The sequence below is a fragment of the Luteimonas kalidii genome, from assembly GCF_029887935.1.
Lineage (GTDB): Bacteria > Pseudomonadota > Gammaproteobacteria > Xanthomonadales > Xanthomonadaceae > Luteimonas > Luteimonas kalidii.
In genome coordinates this window covers 99,036-118,344 of record NZ_JARXRO010000009.1, presented here as the reverse complement: position 1 = coordinate 118,344, position 19,309 = coordinate 99,036, and the positions used below count along the sequence as shown (strand labels likewise).

18 protein-coding genes are annotated in these 19,309 nt (G+C 71.7%); 9 read left to right on the top strand and 9 right to left on the bottom strand.

The features are described 5' to 3' along the window. Window positions 1-126 precede the first annotated feature (126 nt). The 3 genes from QFW81_RS02175 to QFW81_RS02165 are packed head-to-tail and all read left to right on the top strand — an operon-like array spanning window position 127 to window position 2,488. Complete coding sequence (locus QFW81_RS02175; protein ID WP_280576921.1) at window positions 127-927, top strand: exodeoxyribonuclease III; 801 nt, start codon at window positions 127-129, stop codon at window positions 925-927. After that, on the top strand, window positions 924-2,228 hold the full coding sequence (locus tag QFW81_RS02170; protein ID WP_425603949.1) for an AmpG family muropeptide MFS transporter: 1,305 nt from the start codon (window positions 924-926) through the stop codon (window positions 2,226-2,228). The genes QFW81_RS02175 and QFW81_RS02170 overlap by 4 nt, the downstream gene beginning before the upstream one ends. Then, a complete protein-coding gene (locus tag QFW81_RS02165; RefSeq protein ID WP_280576920.1) occupies window positions 2,225-2,488 on the top strand; it encodes a hypothetical protein in 264 nt (87 codons plus the stop codon). The genes QFW81_RS02170 and QFW81_RS02165 overlap by 4 nt, the downstream gene beginning before the upstream one ends. A gap of 54 nt (window positions 2,489-2,542) precedes the next feature. On the opposite strand, the gene QFW81_RS02160 is transcribed toward QFW81_RS02165, so the two are convergent. The 3 genes from QFW81_RS02160 to QFW81_RS02150 all read right to left on the bottom strand — a co-directional run bounded on the left by QFW81_RS02160 (window position 2,543) and on the right by QFW81_RS02150 (window position 5,509). Then, on the bottom strand, window positions 2,543-2,719 hold the full coding sequence (locus QFW81_RS02160; protein ID WP_280576919.1) for a hypothetical protein: 177 nt from the start codon (window positions 2,717-2,719) through the stop codon (window positions 2,543-2,545). A gap of 62 nt (window positions 2,720-2,781) precedes the next feature. Next, window positions 2,782-3,882, bottom strand: a complete 1,101-nt coding sequence (locus QFW81_RS02155) for an anhydro-N-acetylmuramic acid kinase (protein WP_280576918.1) — start codon at window positions 3,880-3,882, stop codon at window positions 2,782-2,784. Window positions 3,883-4,027: 145 nt separating this feature from the next. Continuing rightward, on the bottom strand, window positions 4,028-5,509 hold the full coding sequence (locus tag QFW81_RS02150; protein ID WP_280576917.1) for a M23 family metallopeptidase: 1,482 nt from the start codon (window positions 5,507-5,509) through the stop codon (window positions 4,028-4,030). Window positions 5,510-5,693: 184 nt separating this feature from the next. Between QFW81_RS02150 and tyrS the strand changes: the two genes are divergently transcribed. Then, window positions 5,694-6,911: a tyrosine--tRNA ligase gene (tyrS, locus tag QFW81_RS02145; protein WP_280576916.1), complete on the top strand. Its 1,218-nt coding sequence runs from the start codon at window positions 5,694-5,696 to the stop codon at window positions 6,909-6,911. Between the two features lie 25 nt (window positions 6,912-6,936). Then, a complete protein-coding gene (locus QFW81_RS02140) occupies window positions 6,937-7,482 on the top strand; it encodes an MgtC/SapB family protein (protein ID WP_280576915.1) in 546 nt (181 codons plus the stop codon). On the opposite strand, the gene QFW81_RS02135 is transcribed toward QFW81_RS02140, so the two are convergent. From QFW81_RS02135 to QFW81_RS02125, 3 genes are all read right to left on the bottom strand, one after another. After that, window positions 7,469-7,867, bottom strand: a complete 399-nt coding sequence (locus QFW81_RS02135; RefSeq protein WP_280576914.1) for an MAPEG family protein — start codon at window positions 7,865-7,867, stop codon at window positions 7,469-7,471. The genes QFW81_RS02140 and QFW81_RS02135 overlap by 14 nt on opposite strands. Before the next feature lie 129 nt (window positions 7,868-7,996). After that, the gene (locus tag QFW81_RS02130; protein ID WP_280576913.1) at window positions 7,997-9,697 is read right to left on the bottom strand and encodes a M28 family metallopeptidase; all 1,701 of its coding nucleotides are present in this window, start codon (window positions 9,695-9,697) and stop codon (window positions 7,997-7,999) included. A gap of 72 nt (window positions 9,698-9,769) precedes the next feature. After that, window positions 9,770-10,444 (bottom strand): DUF4097 family beta strand repeat-containing protein, encoded by a 675-nt coding sequence (locus tag QFW81_RS02125; protein ID WP_280576912.1) that lies wholly within the window; start codon window positions 10,442-10,444, stop codon window positions 9,770-9,772. A gap of 171 nt (window positions 10,445-10,615) precedes the next feature. On the opposite strand from QFW81_RS02125, the gene gpmI reads away from it, so the two are divergent. The 3 genes from gpmI to QFW81_RS02110 all read left to right on the top strand — a co-directional run bounded on the left by gpmI (window position 10,616) and on the right by QFW81_RS02110 (window position 15,681). Next, window positions 10,616-12,130 (top strand): 2,3-bisphosphoglycerate-independent phosphoglycerate mutase, encoded by a 1,515-nt coding sequence (gene gpmI / locus QFW81_RS02120; protein WP_280576911.1) that lies wholly within the window; start codon window positions 10,616-10,618, stop codon window positions 12,128-12,130. Beyond that, window positions 12,127-13,365: a murein hydrolase activator EnvC family protein gene (locus QFW81_RS02115; protein ID WP_280576910.1), complete on the top strand. Its 1,239-nt coding sequence runs from the start codon at window positions 12,127-12,129 to the stop codon at window positions 13,363-13,365. The genes gpmI and QFW81_RS02115 overlap by 4 nt, the downstream gene beginning before the upstream one ends. Window positions 13,366-14,067: 702 nt before the next feature. Then, the gene (locus QFW81_RS02110) at window positions 14,068-15,681 is read left to right on the top strand and encodes a S41 family peptidase (RefSeq protein ID WP_331488022.1); all 1,614 of its coding nucleotides are present in this window, start codon (window positions 14,068-14,070) and stop codon (window positions 15,679-15,681) included. A 196-nt stretch (window positions 15,682-15,877) separates the two neighbouring features. Here QFW81_RS02110 and crcB read toward each other — a convergent pair whose 3' ends face one another. The 3 genes from crcB to QFW81_RS02095 are packed head-to-tail and all read right to left on the bottom strand — an operon-like array spanning window position 15,878 to window position 17,333. Continuing rightward, a complete protein-coding gene (gene crcB, locus QFW81_RS02105) occupies window positions 15,878-16,264 on the bottom strand; it encodes a fluoride efflux transporter CrcB (protein ID WP_280576909.1) in 387 nt (128 codons plus the stop codon). Window positions 16,265-16,269: 5 nt separating this feature from the next. After that, window positions 16,270-16,590 carry a DUF1820 family protein gene (locus QFW81_RS02100; RefSeq protein ID WP_280577042.1) on the bottom strand — a complete coding sequence of 107 codons (321 nt, stop codon included), beginning with the start codon at window positions 16,588-16,590 and terminating at the stop codon, window positions 16,270-16,272. A 50-nt stretch (window positions 16,591-16,640) separates the two neighbouring features. Then, window positions 16,641-17,333, bottom strand: coding sequence for a rhomboid family intramembrane serine protease (locus QFW81_RS02095; RefSeq protein ID WP_280576908.1), 693 nt, complete (start codon window positions 17,331-17,333; stop codon window positions 16,641-16,643). A 205-nt stretch (window positions 17,334-17,538) separates the two neighbouring features. On the opposite strand from QFW81_RS02095, the gene QFW81_RS02090 reads away from it, so the two are divergent. Further along, window positions 17,539-18,858 carry an OmpP1/FadL family transporter gene (locus QFW81_RS02090; RefSeq protein WP_280576907.1) on the top strand — a complete coding sequence of 440 codons (1,320 nt, stop codon included), beginning with the start codon at window positions 17,539-17,541 and terminating at the stop codon, window positions 18,856-18,858. The last annotated feature ends 451 nt before the right edge of the window (window positions 18,859-19,309 follow it).

Here is a 19,309-nt window from a genome sequence, read left to right as displayed (position 1 = left end):
TGCGCGTGCGGCCCCGCGCCCCTGGCCCTGGACGCAACGCGCCTCCGCGGACGCGCCGGTATCGGCCATGGGCGGCCCCATGCGGATTCGGCTAGGCTTGCCCGACTCCCACGCCCGCCCCTCCGCATGCGCATCGTCAGCTTCAACGCCAACGGCATCCGTTCCGCCGCCAGCAAGGGATTCTTCGACTGGCTGCCGGCGCAGGACGCCGACATCGTCTGCCTGCAGGAAACCAAGTCGCAGGAAGACCAGCTCGGCGATGCCTGCTTCCGGCCGTATGGCCACTGCCACTACCGCGACGCGATCACCAAGAAGGGCTACAGCGGCGTGGCGATCTACAGCAAGCGCGAACCCGACGAGGTGCGCACGTCGCTGGGCTGGGCCCCGTTCGACGACGAGGGCCGCTACATCGAGGCGCGCTACGGCAACCTGAGCGTGGTCTCGTTCTACATTCCCTCCGGTTCCTCGGGCGAGCTGCGCCAGGGCTTCAAGTTCGAGGTGATGGACTGGCTCAGGCCGATCCTCGACCAGTGGCTGGCCAGCGGCCGCGACTACGTGCTGTGCGGCGACTGGAACATCGTGCGCGCGCGCAACGACATCAAGAACTGGTCGAGCAACCAGAAGAACTCCGGCTGCCTGCCGCCCGAGCGCGCCTGGCTCAACGGCATGATCGCCGACGCCCATGGCGACGGCCTGGTCGAAGCGCCGGACGTCGGCTGGAAGGACAGCTTTCGCGTCGCCAGGCCCGATGCGGTCGAATACACCTGGTGGAGCAACCGCGGCGCGGCGCGCGCCAACAACGTCGGGTGGCGCATCGACTACCAGCTGGTCACGCCCGCGCTGGCGCAGCACATCCGTGGTTGCGCGGTGCACCCGCAGCCGCGCTTCTCCGACCATGCACCCTACGTCGTGGATTACGCCGGGTGAGCAAGCCGGCCAAGCCGTCGATCTGGCGCGCCTTCACCCAGCCGGCGTCGTGGACGATGTTCTTCTTCGGCTTCGCCTCGGGCATGCCGTTCCTGCTGGTCGCCGGCACGCTGGCGTACTGGCTGAAGGAGAACGGCATCGAGCTGCGCAACATCACGCTCATCGCCAGCGCCGGCATGACCTACACGCTCAAGTTCCTGTGGGCGCCGCTGGTCGACCGCTGGCGGCTGCCGCTGCTGGGCCGGCTCGGCCAGCGTCGCGGCTGGCTGCTGCTGGCGCTGGTGGTGGTCACCGCCGGCCTGCTGCTGATGGCCCAGCTCACGCCCGACCGGCTCGCCGCGTTCGTCTGGATCACGCTGATGACCGCGTTCGCCGGCGCCACGCTCGACATCGCGGTCGACGCCTACCGTGTCGAGATCGCGCCCAACGCCTCGCAGGGCGCGCTGGTGGCGACCTATTCGCTGGGTTACCGGATCGCGCTGATCGTCACCGGCGCGCTGGCGCTGGTGCTCGCCGACCACGTCGCCTGGCCGGTGGTGTACCGGGTGATGGCGCTGGTGATGCTGGTGCCGCTGGCGGCGGTGCTGATCGCGCGCGAGCCGGACGTGGTGCGGGTGCGGGCCGAGACCTGGGCGCAGGGCTTGCGCGAAGGCGTGGTCGAACCCTTCGCCGATTTCTTCCGCCGCTTCGGCGGCGCGCTGGCGCTGGCGCTGCTGGCGTTCATCCTGCTGGCGAAGATCTCCGACCAGTCGCTCGGTGGCGGGATCATGGCGCCGTTCTACCTGGACCAGGGGTTCACCAAGACCCAGATCGCGGCGGTGTCGAAGGTCTACGGCATCTGGATCGGGATCGTGGGCGTGTTCCTGGGCGGGATCGCGGTCGCGCGCTGGGGCGTGAAGTGGCCGCTGCTGGCGGGCGTGATCCTGGGCGCGCTGAGCAACCTGCTCTACCTGTGGCTGATCGGCGCCGACGGAGACGTGTGGAAGCTCACCGTGGTGATCTCCGGCGAGAACCTGGCCCAGGGCTTCCAGGGCACCACCCTGGTGGCTTTCCTCTCGGCGCTGGTCAACCAGCGCTTCACCGCCACCCAGTACGCGCTGTTCTCCTCGCTGGTGATGCTGCCGGGCAAGGTGCTGAGTGCGGTCTCCGGCGGGATCGTCGAGCAGACCGGCTACGGGGTGTACTTCGCGATCACCACCGCGGTGGCGGTGCCGGCGGTGGCGCTGTTCTTCTGGTTGAAACCCAGGCTGCATCTGTCGGACGATGGTGCCGCGACATCCGCCGCGGAGCCACCGCCATGATCGACATCGTGCTCAGGGACGCCGACCCGGTGCTGGTGGATCGCATCAAGCGCGTGGCCGAGGCCCGCGGCTGGAGCCTGCCGATGGCGATGCAGTACCTGCTCGAACAGGGACTGCACGTCTACGAAGGCGACGGTTCGGTGCGCCTGGACCTGAGCGAGGCCGATGTGCTGCAGGCGGCGATCGCCGCGCTGGAGCAGGTTCCGAGCGATCCGGGCTATGCGGCGATCGGTCGCGTGACGCCGGCCGCGCGGGACTGACGCGCGTTCCCCATCCGGCGACCGCGTCGCGCAGTGTTCGCGTCACCCGTGCCGCTAGCGGTCGCGAGGCGGACCGCTCGCCTGTCCCAGCGCGAGGATGGCCCCGACGATCAGGATCAGGCCTCCCGCGAGCTGCAGGCCGGTGTTGACGGTATAGAGGCCGGTCGCGAGGACCAGCGCGCCCGCGACGAGCAGGGCGATCGTGGCCGGCTGCACCTGACGGATGTTCATGGGGCGATGCCTCGTGGCCGGGTCATGCATTGCAGAACGCGAAGCACGGCCGCGCGCGGCAATCACGCCGGATAGATGCCGCCCAGGACGCGTGGCCCCGCGGCGCCGGTCACGCTCGGCAGGTTGCCGGGCAGGCCGAGGATCGTCTGCCGCGCCAGCCAGGCGAAGCCCATGGCCTCGACGTGGTCCGGATCGATCCCGTGCGCCGCGGTGGATTCCACGATGGCGCCTGGCAGCGCCGCGGCGAGCGCGCCCATCAGGACCGGGTTGTGCACGCCGCCCCCGCAGGCGATGACGCGGCCGGTGCCGGGCTGGGTCGCCTGCAGGGCGTCGGCCACGGTGCGGGCGGTCAGGACGTTGAGCGTGGCCTGCACGTCGGCGGCGGGTTCGTCTCCACGCAGCCGCGCTTCGACCCAGCCGAGGTGGAAGTGGTCGCGGCCGGTGGACTTGGGCGGCGGCTGGGTGAACCAGGCGTCGTCGAGCAGGCGCTCGAGCAGGTCGTGGTCGACCCGTCCGCGCGCGGCGAAGGCGCCGCACCGGTCGTAGTCCTGCTCGAGGTGGCGCAGGCACCACGCGTCCATCAGCGCGTTGGCCGGCCCGGTGTCGAAGCCGCGGACCTCGCCCCGGGCCGGCAGCAGGGTCAGGTTGGCGATGCCGCCGAGGTTGAGCACCGCGCGATCCTCGTCCGGCGCGTGCAGCAGCGCGGCGTGCAGGCCCGGCAGCAGCGGCGCACCATGGCCGCCGGCGGCGATGTCGCGGCGGCGCAGGTCGGCCACCGTGGCGATGCCGGTGCGCTCGGCGATGGTCGACGGATCGCCGAGCTGCAGGGTGAACGGGTACGGACCCCACGGCCGGTGGCGCAGGGTCTGTCCGTGCGAGCCGATCGCGCGCACGTCAGCGGCCACGGTGCCGCTGTCGGCAAGCGCGAGGTTGGCGGCTTCGGCGAACGCGCGCGCCACGCGCACGTCCAGTTCGGCGATCGCATCCAGCGACAACGAGGCGCCCTGCTGCCCGAGCGCGACCAGCTGCGCGCGCAGCATCGGGTCCCAGGGATAGGTGCGGCCGAACACCAGCCGTGCCTGGCCATCGTCGAAGCGCACCAGGGCGGCGTCGATGCCGTCGGCGCTGGTACCGGAGATCAGGCCGAGGTAGAGGTCGGGCATGGCGCGATTCTACGGTGCGCCTCGCCGGCCGCCCACGCGCACTGCAGGCGTCGTCGTGCAGGGAGGCGGCAGCCGGATGCGGCAGGGCCCGCCGAAGCGGGCCCTGTCCGGAGCACGTGGCCGGCGCGGCCGGCGTGGTTGGCGCTCAGCCGCGCTTGCCGCGCGGCGTGTTGGCGGCGGCGATCCGGCGGTCGCTCTCCGGCGCCTCGGGCACGGTGGCGTAGATGATTTCCTCGACCTCGCGGATGCGCTCCAGCGCCGGCCCCGTCTGGGCGCGGAACTGCGCCAGCGCCGTGCCGTTGAGCGGCTCGGGCGGCGGCATGGTGTGCTGCAGCGGGTTGCGGTGCACGCCGTTGACGCGGAATTCGTAGTGCAGGTGCGGGCCGGTGGACAGGCCGGTGGAGCCGACGAAGCCGATCACGTCGCCCTGCGAGACGCGCTGGCCGCGCTTGAGCTTGGCGGTGCGCGACATGTGCGCGTACAGCGTGGAGTGGCCCTTGCCGTGGTCGAGCACCACGGTGTTGCCGTAGCCGCCGTGCCAGCCGGCCGAGACCACGCGCGCGTCGCCCGCGGCCATGATCGGCGTGCCGCTGCGCGCGGCGTAGTCCACGCCCTTGTGCATGCGCTGGGTGCCCAGCACCGGATGGCGCCGGTTGCCGAAGCGCGAGCTCAGGCGCGCGTACTGGATCGGGCTGCGGATGAAGCTCTTCTTCAGCGGGCGGCCCTCGGCCGAGAAGTACTCGCCCTTGCCGTCGCGCTCGAAGCGGATCGCGGTGAACGGCTTGCCTTTGGCGGTGAACACCGCGGCGGTGACCGGACCGGAGCGGATCAACTCGCCCTCGCGCCAGGTCTGCTCGACCACCACGCTGAAGCGGTCGCCGGAGGTCACGTCGCGGTCGAAGTCGATGTCGTACTTGAACACCTCGTCGGTCAGGGTGTTGATCACCGACGGGCTCAGGCCCAGCTTGCGCGCCGAATGGAACAGTGACTTGCCGACCTTGCCGCTGACCACCGCGGTGCGCACCTCGACCGGACGTTCGATCACCTGCTCGGCGACCTTGTCGCCGGCCAGCGACAGTTCCACCCGCTGGGTGTCGTTGCGGTCGTAGCGGAATGCCACCAGGCGGCCGTCGGCGGCCTGGTCGAAGGCGAGTTCGGCGCCCGGGCGCAGACGGGTCAGCGCCTGGCGGTCGGCCGAGGCGTCGAGCAGGCGGTGCAGGGTGGCGGCGGGGATGCCGCGCGCCTCGAAGATCGCACCGAGGGTCTGCCCGGATTCGACCTCGACCACGTCCCAGCTGCGCTGCTGCTGCGCCGCGCGCGTGGCCTTGGGCAGCGGCGGCAGCGGCAGGGCCAGCGTGGTCAGCGCCGGCCCGTGGTCGGCCACGCGCATGGCGTTGGAAAAGCCCGGCACCAGGCCGATGACCAGCGCACCGAGCGTGGCGAACAGGCTGGCATGCGCCCAGTCGCGCCGGGTCCAGCGGCCATTGAACGGGAAGCGCGCCGCAGCGTCGCCGGGATCGGCGAAATGCTGTTCGTCGGCGGTGTTCTGCGCTGCGGCCCGGAGATTGTGTTCCCGGACGGCCTGGTGATGGGCGACGTCCGGTGACATCTGGGGCGGCTGCGTCATGGCGAAAAATCCGGGAATGGCGTGACGGGCGCGTCAGCGTCGTACCATAAGCACATGAATTGGGAGCGTCAAACCCTTGTTGCCCAAAGGGTTTTACGCGCGCACACTTGTTAACGGTACTTTTACGCTTTCTTATGACAGGCATCACATCCCTGAAGCTGCGTGCCACGCGCCGGGGCCGCCCGTGACCGGCCCCGCGGCCGCGGCCGCCCTGGAGCTGCTCGCGCGTGGCGCCGACGAGATCCTCAAGCGCGAGGAACTGGCCACGCGCCTGGACGAGGGCCGCCCGCTGCGGATCAAGGCCGGGTTCGACCCGACCGCGCCCGACCTGCACCTGGGCCACACCGTGCTGCTGAACAAGATGCGGCAGTTCCAGGACCTCGGCCACCAGGTGGTGTTCCTGATCGGCGACTTCACCGGGATGATCGGCGACCCCTCCGGAAAGAACGCCACCCGCAGGCCGCTCACCCGCGAGGACGTGCTGGAGAACGCGCGTACCTACGAGACCCAGGTGTTCAAGGTGCTCGACCGCGAGCGCACCGAGGTGCGGTTCAACAGCGAGTGGTTCGGCACGATGTCGGCCGCCGACATGATCCGCCTCGCCGGCCAGCACACCGTGGCGCGGATGCTTGAGCGCGACGATTTCGCCAAGCGCTATGCCGCGCAGCAGTCGATCGCGATCCACGAGTTCCTGTACCCGCTGGTGCAGGGCTACGACTCGGTCGCGCTGCGCGCCGACGTCGAGCTCGGCGGCACCGACCAGAAGTTCAACCTGCTGATGGGTCGCGGCCTGCAGGAAGCGCACGGCCAGGCGCCGCAGGTGGTGCTGACCATGCCGCTGCTCGAGGGCCTGGACGGCGTGCACAAGATGAGCAAGTCGCTGGGCAACTACATCGGCATCGCCGAGCCGGCGATCGACATCGTCAACAAGACGATGAAGATCGGCGACGACCTGATGTGGAAGTGGATCGACCTGCTGAGCTTCGGGATCTCGATCGACGAGGCGGCACGCCTCAAGGCCGGGGTCGCCGCGGGGCTCAACCCGCGCGACGTCAAGCTGCGCCTGGCGCGCGAGCTGGCCGCGCGGTTCCACGATGCGAGCGCAGCCGAGACCGCGATCGCCGGCTGGCATGCCGCGGTCACCGGCCAGGGCGATACCTCGCTGCTGCCGCTGCAGGACGTGCCGGTGCCGGCGGCGGGGCTGCGCATCGCCGCGCTGCTCACCGCGGCCGGCATCACCCCGTCCAACTCCGAGGCCAACCGCAAGCTCAGGGAGCGCGCGGTGAAGGTGGACGGCGCGGTGGTCGAAGATCCCGACACCACCTTCGCGCCCGGCTTCGAGGGCGTGCTGCAGGTGGGCAAGCGCAACTTCGCGCGGGTGCGGCTCGTCACCGCGACATGACGCCACGCCCGCCAGGCTGGCGGGCATGGAACCCGGATTCGTACAACAACTCGACGTGGTCGCCAGCATGGCGATCGCGATGCTGCTCGGCGGGCTGATCGGATTCGAGCGGGAACTCAAGCGCAGGCCCGCGGGTTTCCGCACCCACATGCTGGTCGCGGGCGCCTCGGCGCTGCTGGTCGGGGTGGGGCGGCTGACGGTCGAGGCCCAGGCCGATGCGCCGGCCAGCACGATCATGCAGGTCGATCCGCTGCGCCTGGTCGAGGCCGTGATCGCCGGGGTGGCCTTCATCGGCGCCGGCACCATCTTCGGCGAAAGCCGCCGTGGCGGCGAAACCATTTCCGGCATCACCACCGCCGCCTCGCTGCTGACCGTGGCGGTGATCGGCGTGGCCGCGGGCCTGGACTACTACCTGGTCGCCGGGACCGCGACCGCGCTGTCGCTGTTCGTGCTGGTCGCGCTGTCCTGGTGGGAGAAACGCAAGGGACTGCAGGACGCGTCGAAGGATCCGCAGGCCAGCATCGCCGAGACGCCTCGCGGCGAAGATCCGGCCGGCGTCAGGCGACGTTGAGCGCCGCCAGCCCGAGCAGCCCCAGCACGCAGGCGTAGCCGGCGATCCACGCCAGGCTGCGCAGCAGCGGCACGTCGGCCAGGTAGAACACGCCATGCGCGATGCGCAGGGCGATGAACGCGACCGCCAGCAGCGCGATGCGGCCCGGGTCCACGCCCGCCAGTTGCGCCAGCGCCACGCCGGCGGCGAACGGCGCGAACGCTTCGAAGGCGTTGAGGTGCGCGGCGTTGGCGCGCTGGACCCGGTAGTTGCCTTCCTGCTTCGCGAGCCACGCCCGCGGATTGCGGTTGTTGTAGCCGGGCGCGCCGCCCTTGGCGAACGCGATCCACACGTAGGGCAGCAGGGCGGCGATCAGCACGCACCAGTAGGCGGTGGCGAGGGTCATGGCGGGTCTCCGGCAGGAGCGCCAGAGTAGACCAGGATGGCAGGCGCGGGTCGCGCGCAGCCGCGTCGGACACGGACACGGCGCCGCGTGGGCGCCGTGTCCGGAGACCGCATGTCGCGTCGGCCGGCGTTACTCGACCGCCGCCCGCTGCGCGTCGCGCGCGGCCTTGAACGGATTGCCGTCGTACCAGTTCGGCCACTGGTCGCCATCGGCCAGCTCGAGGCCGACCGCGAACAGCAGTTCGAGGTCCTCGACGATGCCGTCGAATTTCCAGCCGTCGTGGATCTCGTCGCCCGGCTGGTGGTAGCGGCTGGCGTACTCGTCGCCCGCCGCCTTGCCGGCGGCCGCGCCGCCTTCGACCAGGTCGCTGCCGCCCTTGGCGTACAGCGCCGGCACGCCGGCCTTGGCGAAGTTGAAGTGGTCGGACCGGAAGTAGTAGCCGCCGGCCGGATTGCCTTCCTCGACCAGCGTGCGCTGCTGCCTGTCGGCATGCGATTTCAGCAGGTCCTCCAGCGCGGAGTTGCCCTTGCCCGTGACCACGACGTCGCGCGAGCGACCGGCGACGCTCATCGCGTCGAGGTTGATCACGCCGACGGTCTTCTCGAGCGGGAACGCCGGCTGCGCGACGTAGAACTTCGAGCCCAGCAGGCCCGATTCCTCGAGCGTCACCGCCAGGAACACCACCGAGCGCTGCGGCGCACCGGACTGCCTGAATCGTTCCGCGATCTCGATGATCCCGGCCACGCCGGTGGCATTGTCGACCGCCCCGTTGTAGATCGTGTCGCCCTCGCCCTCGTGCTTGCCCAGGTGGTCCCAGTGCGCGAGGTAGATCACCGACTCGTCCGCGGCCCGGGTGCCGGGGAGATAGCCGATCACGTTCTGCGAGGACTTCTGCGTGACCGTGCTGGCGAGGTCGAACGAGACCTTCGCCTGCAGCGGCACGGCCTTGAAGCCGCGGCGGTTGGCGGCGGCGTACTGCTCTTTCAGGTCGAGCCCGGATTCGGAGAACAGCTGCTGCGCCACCTCGCCGGTGATCCAGCCCTGCGCCGGCAGGCGCGGCTCGGGATCGTCCTCGGCGCGCAGGTCGAACTGGGCGCCCGACCAGGAGTTCTTCACCACGTCCCAGCCGTACGACGCACCTTCGGTGTCGTGGATGATCAGTGCCGCGGCGGCGCCCTGGCGCGCGGCTTCCTCGAACTTGTACGTCCAGCGCCCGTAGTAGGTCATCCGGTTGCCTTCGAACAGGCCCTCGTCGCCGGCGTGGAAGCCCGGGTCGTTGACCAGGATCACCACGGTCTTGCCCTTGACGTCGACGCCGGCGTAGTCGTTCCAGTCCTGCTCCGGCGCGTTCACGCCGTAGCCGACGAACACCAGCTCGCTGTCGGCCACCGAGACCTGGGTCCTGCCGGTGCGGGTGCCGATCACCATGTCGCTGCCGAAGGCCAGATCGCGCGTGGCGCCGCCGCTCTCCAGCCGCAGCACGGTCGCCTCGTCGGCGGTGGTCTCCACCATCGGCACGGTCTGGAAGAAGGTGCCGTTGTCGCCGCCCGGCTCCAGGCCGATGCGCTCGTACTGGGCCTTGATGTACTCGACCGTCTTCTCCTCGCCGGCCGAGCCCGGCGCGCGGCCTTCGAACTCGTCCGAGGCCAGCGTGGTGACCAGGGCGCGGACGTCGTCGGCGTCGATCTCCGGCTTGAAGGTGTGGGCCTCGGCGGCCGGGGCCTCCGCGGCGGGCGGGGCGGACGCATCGGCGGCCTCGGGCGCGGGCGCGCGGTTGCACGCGGCCAGCAGCAGGCTGCCGCTGCACAGCAGGATCAGGGTTGGACGCATCGGTGGCTCCGGGTCGAACGGTGCGCCGATTCTACGCGCACCGCTACGCCGCGCCGCCGGACGACGGCCGGATCACTCCGCCGGCGCGCGCGCGCCGCTGTACGGGGTCGCCGTGGCGCCGGTGACCGGGCCGGTGCGTGCGCTCTCGTGCACGAACAGCGACACCTCGCGTTCGAACTTCAGCGGACCCTCGACCACCGCGTCGGGGCCGATGATCACGCGCGGCTTGCGCTTGTTGAGCTGCACCGGGAACCAGTTCGAGGTCGGCTTGGTGATGGTGATTCCGCCGCGGACGTGCGAACCGACGCCGACGGTGATGTCGCCGCTGACGGTCTCGATACCGCCGGTCAGGTCGACATCGACCAGGCCGATCGCACCGTTGACCGTGCGGACATCGCCGCCGATGCCGCCGCCGGCGTCGACGAAGATGCTGCCGTTCACCGTCTCGACCGACCTGGCGATGCGCGCGCGCTCGCCGATGCGGATGCTTCCGTTGACGGTCGACAGGCTGTCGGCGGCGATGTCGTCGCCGCCGCGGATGCTGCCGTTCACGGTCTCGGCGTCCTCGACGCTGGCGCCCGATTCGATGGTGACGCTGCCGTTGACCGTGTCCACGTCGCCGTAGGGCCGGCCGGCCTGGGCGACGATGCTGCCGTTGACCTTGCTGATGTCCTGCTGCGCCAGCGCCGGCGCCGCGGACAGCAGCAGGGTGCAGGCGAGCGACAGGGCGATGTAGGGGTGCTGCATGGCGATGACCCTCCCGGGCTGGCGGCGAGCGGTTGCCCATGCAACGGTTCGCCGCGGGATGATGTGGGGAACAGCTTGCACCGGCTTGGCTACAATCGCACCGGTCGAAAGTCACCGGGACTCCCGTCCGTGCCTGCCTCCCCCGCTCCCCGCGCCAACCGTCCCCGCCCCGTGGTCCTGCTGATCCTGGACGGCTGGGGCCATCGCGACGATCCGGCCGACAACGCCATCGCCCTGGCGGACGTGCCGAACTGGCGACGCCTGCTGGCCGGACACCCGACCACGCTGATCCACACCGAAGGCCGCTTCGTCGGCCTGCCGGACGGGCAGATGGGCAATTCCGAGGTCGGGCACATGAACATCGGCGCCGGGCGCGTCGTCTACCAGGACCTGACGCGGATCGATGCCGCGATCGAGGACGGCAGCTTCTTCGACAACGCCGAACTGAACGCCGCCTGCGACGCGGCGCTCGCCAGCGGCGGCACCCTGCACCTGATGGGCCTGCTCTCGCCCGGCGGCGTGCACAGCCACGAGGCGCACATCTTCGCGATGCTCGAGCTCGCCGCCAGGCGCGGCGTGCCGCGGGTGGCGGTGCACGCCTTCCTCGACGGTCGCGACATGCCGCCGCGTTCGGCCGGGCCGAGCCTGCGCGCGCTGCAGGCGAAATGCGATGCGCTCGGCAACGCGCGCATCGCCAGCGTGTCGGGCCGCTACTGGGCGATGGATCGCGACAAGCGCTGGGAGCGCGTGCGCCGGGCCTGGGACGCGGTGGTCGAGGCGCGGGGCGACGCGCCCGATGCGCTGTCGGCACTGGAGGCGGCCTATGCGCGCGGCGAGAACGACGAGTTCGTCGCGCCCACCGCGCTGGCCGGCGCGCAGCCGATCCGCGACGGCGACGCGATCGTGTTCATGAACTTCCGCGCCGACCGTGCGCGCCAGCTCAGTGCCGCGTTCCTCACGCCCGGATTCGACGGCTTCGGCGACGGCGTGCGGCGTCCGGCGCTCGCGCGCTACGTCTGCCTGACCGAATACGACGCCACCCTGCCGGCGCCGGTCGCGTTCGCGCCGGACAACCTGGCCAACACCCTGGGCGAAGTGCTCGGCGCCAACGGGCTGACCCAGCTGCGCATCGCCGAAACCGAGAAGTACGCGCACGTCACCTTCTTCATGAGTGGCGGTCGGGAGGATCCGTATCCCGGCGAGGAGCGGATCCTGGTGCCGAGCCCGAAGGTCGCCACCTACGACCTGCAGCCGGAGATGAGCGCGCCGGAAGTGTGCGCGAGGCTGGTGGAGGCGGTCGAAGCCGAGCGCTTCGACGCGATCATCTGCAATTTCGCCAACCCGGACATGGTCGGCCACACCGGCGTGCTGCCGGCGGCGATCAGGGCGGTGGAGACGGTGGATCGCGCCGTAGGCGAGATCATCGCCGCAGTGCGCGCGAAAGGCGGCGAACTGCTGGTGACCGCCGACCACGGCAACTGCGAAATGATGCGCGACCCCGAGACCGGCGAACCGCACACCTCGCATACCGTCGGCCCGGTGGACCTGGTCTACGTCGGCTCTCGCGACGCCAGCCTGCGTCGCGGCGGCGCGCTGCGCGACCTCGCGCCGACCATCCTCGACCTGCTCGGCGTCGCGCAGCCTGCCGAGATGACCGGCGCCAGCCTGCTGGTCGCCAAGGAATGACCCACGCGGCCCGCGCGCGGCGGGCCCTGGCGGCGGGGCTGCTGGCCGCCGCGTGCATCGCGGCGCCGGCGTGGGCCTGGCAGTCCGGCGGCGAGACCGAGCAGCGCCTGGACCGCGTGCGCAAGGAACTGCGCGACGTCGCCAGCGAACGCCGCCGGCTCGAGGGCCGGCGCGGCGACGCCGCGCGCCAGCTGCGCGCGGCCGACGAGCAGGTGGCAAGCAGCGCGCGCGCGCTGCAACAGACCGAATCCGAACTCGCGCGGCAGCAGGCCGCGCTGGCGGAGCTCGCGAGCACCCGCGATGCACTGCGCACGCGCATGGGCGCCCAGCGCGAGGAATTGCACGCGCTGCTGCGCGCCAGCTACACCGCCGGCGACGCCGCGCCGCTCAAGCTGCTGCTGGCCCAGGACCAGGTGGCCGACGCCAGCCGCGCGCTGACCTACCACCGCTACCTGCAGCGGCAGCGCGCCGAACGTATCGCCGCGTTGCACGAGGAACTGGCCGGGCTCGAGTCGCTCGAACGCGAGATCGCCGATCGCAGCGAGGCGCTCGAGCGCGCGCGCGAGGACCAGCGTGCCCAGGTGGCCGCGCTGGAGCGCGACCGCAGCGAACGCGCGCAGGCCGTGGCGACGCTCGACAAGCGCTACCGCGACCGCAGTGCGCGCGAGCAGGCGCTGGGCCGTGATGCGAAATCGCTGGAGCGCCTGCTGGCGCGCCTGCGCGCCGCCGCGGCGAAGGCCGAGGCCGAACGCAAGGCGGCCGCGGCGCGGGAGGCCCGGCGGCAGGCGTCGCCCGGCGGCGGCAACCCGGCGCGCCGCGCTCCCGCCCAGGTCGCGCGCGCGGCACCGATCCAGGTCGGTGGCCTGGGCTGGCCGCTGTCGGGCGCCCTGCTGGCCGGCTTCGGCGGCCGCATGCCCGATGGCCGCAGCAGCCAGGGCGTGCTGATCGGCGCCGCGGCCGGCTCGCCGGTGCGTGCGGTCGCCGACGGCACGGTGGTGTTCGCCGAATGGATGACCGGCTACGGCATGATCCTGATCGTCGACCACGGCAACGGCGCGATGAGCCTGTACGCGCACTGCGACGCGCTGCTCAAGGACGCCGGCGCCGCGGTCCGCCGCGGCGACGCGGTCGCCACCGTCGGCAACTCCGGCGGCCAGGGCCAGCCGGCGCTGTACTTCGAGCTGCGTCGCAATGGCCAGCCGGTGAATCCCACGGGCTTTCTGCAGAAGCGCTGAGCGGCGCGCCGCGCCGGGCGATCGTGGCGATTCGAACCCGACGGTGAGCAATGAGTGGTGAGCGATGCGCAGGGCCGTCTTCCGACAGGAAAGGCGGGAAGGAGCCTCGCATCGCGTCTGGGGTGGACCGTGTCGCCGGGCCGCCGGCGCATCGCGGCCGCCGGAAGGCGTCGTGGGAGGCCCATGGCGTGGGTGACCGCCTTCGACAGGATGGACGCCCGAGGCAGCCCCGTCCGCGCGCAGCCAGTCCGGCTTCACGAAACTCCCGGACGCGCCCGCATAATCGGGCGAATCCGCGCCCGGCGCGGCCCCGACGTCGTCGTTCCCCCGGAGTCCTGCATGCCCGTCCGCCCGTTGCCGTTGCTTGCCGCCCTGCTGCCGCTGGCGCTGGCGTCCCTGCCCGCGTCCGCCCAGGGGGCGCAGCCGGCGCCGGACACGCAGGCGCCCCGGCCCGCGTCCGGCCAGGGGGCGTCCGAAACGCAGGACCCGCCTGCGTCGACGCCGGCCGACGACACGCGTCCGCAGGACGCCCGCGACCCGGCGGCGCCCGCGCCGCGCACCCCGGAGCCGACCCCGCCGCAGGACGACACGCCGCCCGCCAGCCCGCCGACGCCGGCCCCGGACGACGGCGCCGCGGAACCGTCGCCCGCCCCGCCGGAACTGGCCCCGGCCACCGACGACGCCCGACCGCCCGGCGCCGACATGCCCGAAGATGCCGCGCCGGAGGCCGACGTCCCGGTCCCCGCCAGCGACGACCCCGACGCGACCGAGAGCGCCGCGACCAAGGTCCCGCTGGAGGAAATCCGCCGCTACGTCGGACTGTTCAACGCGATCCGCCAGGGCTACGTGGATCCGGTCGACGACCGCAAGCTGATGAGCGCCGCCATCCGCGGCCTGCTGCTCGACCTCGATCCGCACAGCGCCTACCTGGAGCAGCGCGCGGCCGAGGCCTTCGACGAGGGCACCACCGGCGCCTACGACGGCATCGGGGTCGAGGTGCTGCAACTGCCCGACGGCAAGGTGCGGGTGATCGCCCCGATCGACGACACCCCCGCGGCCAAGGCCGGCATCCGCTCCGGCGACACCATCGTCGCGGTCGACGGCAAGCCGCTGACGCCGGCCGATGCCGAGGGCCACGGACCGCTGCGCGGCGCGCCGGGCACGCGCGCGGTGCTCACCGTGCTGCGCGAGGGCGAGACCGAGCCGCTGGAGATCACCGTCAACCGCGAGACCATCCGCGTCGCCAGCGTGCGCGGCCGGATGCTCGAACCGGGCTACGGCTACGTGCGCATCAGCCAGTTCCAGGTCGAGACCGGCGAGGACTTCACCCGCACCGTCGAGCGGCTCAAGGGCGAGGCCGGCGGCCGGCTCAAGGGCCTGGTGATCGACCTGCGCAGCAATCCCGGCGGCCTGCTGACCTCGGCCGTGCGGGTGGCCGACGACCTGCTCGAGCGCGGTCGCATCGTCAGCACCCGGGGCCGCAACCCGGTCAACGACACCGAGTTCAGCGCCACCGCCGGCGACCTGCTGGCCGGCGCGCCGGTGGTGGTGATCATCGACGCCGGCTCGGCCAGCGCCTCGGAAGTGCTGGCCGGCGCCCTGCACGACAACCGCCGCGCGCGCATCGTCGGCAGCCGCAGCTTCGGCAAGGGCTCGGTGCAGACGGTGATGCCGCTGGGCAACGGCGATGCGGTCAAGCTCACCACCGCGCGCTACTTCACGCCCAGCGGGCGTTCGATCCAGGCCCGCGGCATCGATCCGGACGTGGTGCTGACCCCGGAGACGCGCGAGGCCTCGGCGGCCACGACCGTGCCCGGCTACACCGAGGCGACCCTGCCGGGCCACCTGCGCGGCGACGAGGAAGAAGAAGGCGCGAACGCCGGCGACGTGCTCGAGGGCGACGGGCCGATCACGGCTGCGCTGGCCGAGCTCAAGGCACCCGGCTCGGTCGCTAGCCGGCAGGCCGCTGCGGCGGTGACCCGGCCCGCGCCTGCGGCGGGCGCCGCACCGGAAGCGGGCGCGCCAGACACCCCCGCCGAACCTTCCGAACCCTCCGAACCCGAATCCGCCGAACCCGAGCCGGCCGGACCCGAACCGGCCGAACTAGCGGAGCCGACCGGAGCGACGGAATCGACCGAAGATGCCGGTCCGACCGAAACGACCGAAACGACCGATCCGGCCGACGCCGCCAATCCGGCCGGGCCATCGGAGGCCGGTGACGCGGCGGACCCGGCCGCCAGCCCGGAGCCGGATGCGTCCGTCGGGCCTGCGCAGGCGTCCGAGTCCAAGCAAGCGGCCGAGCCCGTGACGCCATAACGCGGGCCGGGGCCGCGATCGCGCCGCGGCAGCCACCCGCACTGAGATCGGCCCGGCCCGGCGCGCGCATGCAGACGCCATCGACAGACGCCATGGACAGATGTGCCCCACCGCACCCGGGCTATCCCCGATCCAGCCTGATGGGATTCGGTCGGCGGCACGGCATCCCGGCCGTGCGCCGTGCAGCCCCGGCTTTCTACGGCGGACCGGCCAGCCGCAGGCCCAGCCAGACCGCCGCGATGCCCAGGACCACGCTGCCGCCCGCGTAACCGGCAGCCAGCAGCCCGTCGCCGCGGCGCAGCAGGTGCGCGGTCTCCAGGCCGAAGGCCGAGAACGTGGTGAAACCTCCGAGCAGGCCCACGAACAGCAGCAGGCGCAGGTCCGGCGAGAGCCAGCCCGGGTGTCGCTCGGCGAGGCCCGCGAGCAGCCCGGCGACCAGGCAGCCGGCGATGTTCACCGCGAACGTGCCGAGCGGAAACTTCTGCGGCCCGGCCGCGGCCATGGTCCAGCCCGCCAGCAGGTAGCGCGCGATCGAGCCGGCCGCACCACCCAGCCCGACCAGCGCGATCGCCTGCAGCGACATCGCGCTCAGCGCGGCTTGGCCGGCAGCGGGAAGGGCGTGACCACCTTCTCGCCCGAGACCGCGTCGCGGATCGCCGACTGGCCCTTCTTCTCCACTTCCTCCACCCGCACGATCGCCTGCATCGGCAGGTGCAGGGCCCGGGTGCCGCCGAACTCGTCGCGCAGGCGCTCCTCGGTCGGGTCGACCACGAGCCCGTCGTGCACGTCGAACACCAGCTCGGCGACCTCGACGAAGCCCCACAGGCGGCCGCTGTCCACGCGTCGTGCGTACAGTTCGTAGACCTTGCCGTGGTTGAGGAAGGTGACCTTGTAGAGCGTCTTCGACATGGGCGGGGTATAGGCGCGGGCGTGGAAGGGCCGGCGCGAAATGGGTGCGCTCAATAGCCTTTCAAGCGCCGCAGCCGGCGCGCGATCGCACCGCGCGAGGCGATCGCGAACACGATCCCGAACAGGAAGCCGGCCGCGTGCGCGGCCCAGGCCACCGCGCCGAACGCCGGGCCGATGTAGGCGAACACGATCTGCAGCGCCGCCCACACCCCGATCAGCAGCGAGGCCGGTGCGCGCACGAATTCCAGGAACAGCCCCAGCGGCACCACCACCCCCAGCCGCGCCCGCGGGAACAGCGCCAGGTAGGCGCCGATCAGCGCCGAGACCGCGCCGCTGGCGCCGATGATCAGCCGGTCCGGCGCGCCGATCACCAGCACCGCGAACAGGTTGGCCAGCGCGCCGCCCAGGAAGAACAGGGCCAGGAACCGCCAGGGCCCCATCACCCGCTCGGCGGGCAGGCCGAAGATCAGCAGGAACACCAGGTTGCCCAGCAGGTGCGCCCAGTCCGCGTGCAGGAACAGGGCGCTGAGCAGGCGCAGCCACTGTTGCGGATCGCTCCAGGTGTCCCACGGCCCCTCTCCGGGCGCGCCGCCGGCCAGTGCGCCCCATTCCAGCAGCAGGGTGCGCTGGAGCGCGTCCGGGCGCGAGAGCGCCCACAGGAACGCCGCCCACAGCAGCGCGGCCAGCAGCGGCGTCGCCCAGCGCAGCGAGGCCCCGGAGCGGGTGGGAACCGACACGAACATGGCGCGACCTTACACGCTCGCGCGCCGCGGCACGCCTGCGCGTGGCGCATCGCGTGCCGGAGCGCACATCCACCACACGCACCGGTACGGTATAGTGCGCGCCGCGTCGTGGGTCGGGAGGGAGAGTTCCGGCGGCGAAGGCGGGCCGGTGGCCCGCACCTGCACTGCGGCGCGGCACATCCCGTCACCGGAGAGAACCCCCGCAATGCGCAAGTTTCCCCACGTCACCGTCCTGGCGCTCGGCATTGCCGGCGCGATGGCCTTCGCCTCCAATGCCCACGCCGCCGGCTTCCAGCTGAAGGAAAACAGCGTCAAGTCGATGGGCAGTGCCTTCGCCGGCACCGCCGCCAAGACCGGCGATTCCTCGGTCGTCGCCAACAACCCGGCGGTGATGACCCAGTTCGAAGGCAACACCTTCCAGATCGACGTCACCGCGATCGATCTGAGCTACGAATTCGAAGGCACCGCGACCGACGCCTTCGGCCGTCCGATGACCGGCGGCAACGGCGGCGACGCTGGCGACATCACGCCCGTCCCGGCGATGTCCTACATCCGCAAGCTCGACAACGGCCTCGCCTTCGGCGCCATGGTCAGCGCGCCGTTCGGCCTGAAGACCGAATACGAGGACGGCTGGGTCGGCCGCTACTTCGCCCACACCTCCGACGTGCAGATCGTCGACCTGACGCTGTCGGGCGCGCTCGACATCACCGACCGCTTCTCGGTCGGCATCGGCGCGATCGTCTCGCGCGCGGACGTGACGCTGTCGCGTTCGGTCGACTTCGGCACCCAGATCGCGGTCGGCGGTGTTCCGGGCTTCGCGCCGCAGAGCGCCGATGGCTTCATTGAAGTGCAGGGCGACGACAACGGCCTCGGCTGGCTGGTCGGCGCGCACTTCCGCCCGACCGACAATGTCGCGATCGGCGTGAGCTACCGCTCCGAAATCGACTACGAGTTGTCCGGCACTGCTGACTGGACCGTGCCGGGTAGTGCACAGGCCGTGTTTGGCGCGTTGCGCCCCGGGTGGTTCCAGGACGGCGATGTATCGGCCAACCTGACCACGCCGTCGATCCTCTCGCTCGGCGCCACTTGGCAGCTCAACGAGCGCTTCGCGCTGTCGGCGAGCTGGGCCGAAACCGGCTGGTCCTCGCTGCGCGAGGTGCGGATCGACTTCGACAATCCCGATCCGGATGCGGTCGAGCCGTTCGAGTGGGACGACACCAGCTTCGTGTCGATCGGCGCCGAGTACAAGCTCAACGACAGCTGGACGCTGCGTGGCGGCATCGCCGACGACCAGACCCCGACCAGCCTGGTGCACCGCACCCCGCGCCTGCCCGACGACGACCGTCGCTGGTATTCGGTCGGCGCGACCTGGATGGTGAACGAGACGCTCGACGTCAACTTCGGCTTCACCCACATCAAGCCGGACGACCCGAAGGTCGCCATCACATCCAGCGGTTCGCGCATCGCCGGTCCCTACGACGGCAGCGCCAACCTCTACGGCGTGTCGGCGCAGTACCGCTTCTGATCCCGCGTTCCATCGCAATATGAGAAAGCCTCGCTTCGGCGGGGCTTTTTTTTGCCCGATCCTGTCCGGCATCGGCATCGGCATCGGCATCGGCATCGGGGCTGCTGCCTACTGCTCATTTCGACGCGCGGCTTCCCACCGGTGCGATCTGAGGGGCCCCGCCGCGACCGGCAGGTCTCCGCGGCGACGCCCCCGGCATCCGCCTGCAGGCGGATGCCTCCTCCTTGATTTCGCCGCAAAGCCCTGCCGATCGCAGCGTGGCTCGGCTTGCGGAGCACGCGGCGACCGCCTACGCGATCATTGCGGTCATGCCGCGCCACGGCAATGGTGCTGGTCGTTCGGACTTTACCCGCGTGTCCTTGCCTTGCGCAGGGACGCAGATCATCCCTCCCGCCCGGCGCAGCCGCCCTCGGGACGCAGTCAGGGAGGGACCCGGCCCGCGACGGGTTGC

Excerpts from the sequence above, each read along its gene's own strand:
- QFW81_RS02095 (WP_280576908.1), bottom strand. The coding sequence starts at position 17,333 with ATGTTCGTGTCGGTTCCCACCCGCTCCGGGGCCTCGCTGCGCTGGGCG.
- QFW81_RS02130 (WP_280576913.1), bottom strand. The coding sequence starts at position 9,697 with ATGCGTCCAACCCTGATCCTGCTGTGCAGCGGCAGCCTGCTGCTGGCC.
- QFW81_RS02110 (WP_331488022.1), top strand. The coding sequence starts at position 14,068 with ATGCCCGAAGATGCCGCGCCGGAGGCCGACGTCCCGGTCCCCGCCAGC.
- QFW81_RS02100 (WP_280577042.1), bottom strand. The coding sequence starts at position 16,590 with ATGTCGAAGACGCTCTACAAGGTCACCTTCCTCAACCACGGCAAGGTC.
- QFW81_RS02155 (WP_280576918.1), bottom strand. The coding sequence starts at position 3,882 with ATGCCCGACCTCTACCTCGGCCTGATCTCCGGTACCAGCGCCGACGGC.
- QFW81_RS02135 (WP_280576914.1), bottom strand. The coding sequence starts at position 7,867 with ATGACCCTCGCCACCGCCTACTGGTGCGTGCTGATCGCCGCCCTGCTG.
- QFW81_RS02140 (WP_280576915.1), top strand. The coding sequence starts at position 6,937 with ATGGAACCCGGATTCGTACAACAACTCGACGTGGTCGCCAGCATGGCG.
- QFW81_RS02175 (WP_280576921.1), top strand. The coding sequence starts at position 127 with ATGCGCATCGTCAGCTTCAACGCCAACGGCATCCGTTCCGCCGCCAGC.
- QFW81_RS02090 (WP_280576907.1), top strand. The coding sequence starts at position 17,539 with ATGCGCAAGTTTCCCCACGTCACCGTCCTGGCGCTCGGCATTGCCGGC.
- crcB (WP_280576909.1), bottom strand. The coding sequence starts at position 16,264 with ATGTCGCTGCAGGCGATCGCGCTGGTCGGGCTGGGTGGTGCGGCCGGC.
- QFW81_RS02160 (WP_280576919.1), bottom strand. The coding sequence starts at position 2,719 with ATGAACATCCGTCAGGTGCAGCCGGCCACGATCGCCCTGCTCGTCGCG.
- QFW81_RS02165 (WP_280576920.1), top strand. The coding sequence starts at position 2,225 with ATGATCGACATCGTGCTCAGGGACGCCGACCCGGTGCTGGTGGATCGC.
- QFW81_RS02150 (WP_280576917.1), bottom strand. The coding sequence starts at position 5,509 with ATGACGCAGCCGCCCCAGATGTCACCGGACGTCGCCCATCACCAGGCC.
- QFW81_RS02115 (WP_280576910.1), top strand. The coding sequence starts at position 12,127 with ATGACCCACGCGGCCCGCGCGCGGCGGGCCCTGGCGGCGGGGCTGCTG.
- QFW81_RS02125 (WP_280576912.1), bottom strand. The coding sequence starts at position 10,444 with ATGCAGCACCCCTACATCGCCCTGTCGCTCGCCTGCACCCTGCTGCTG.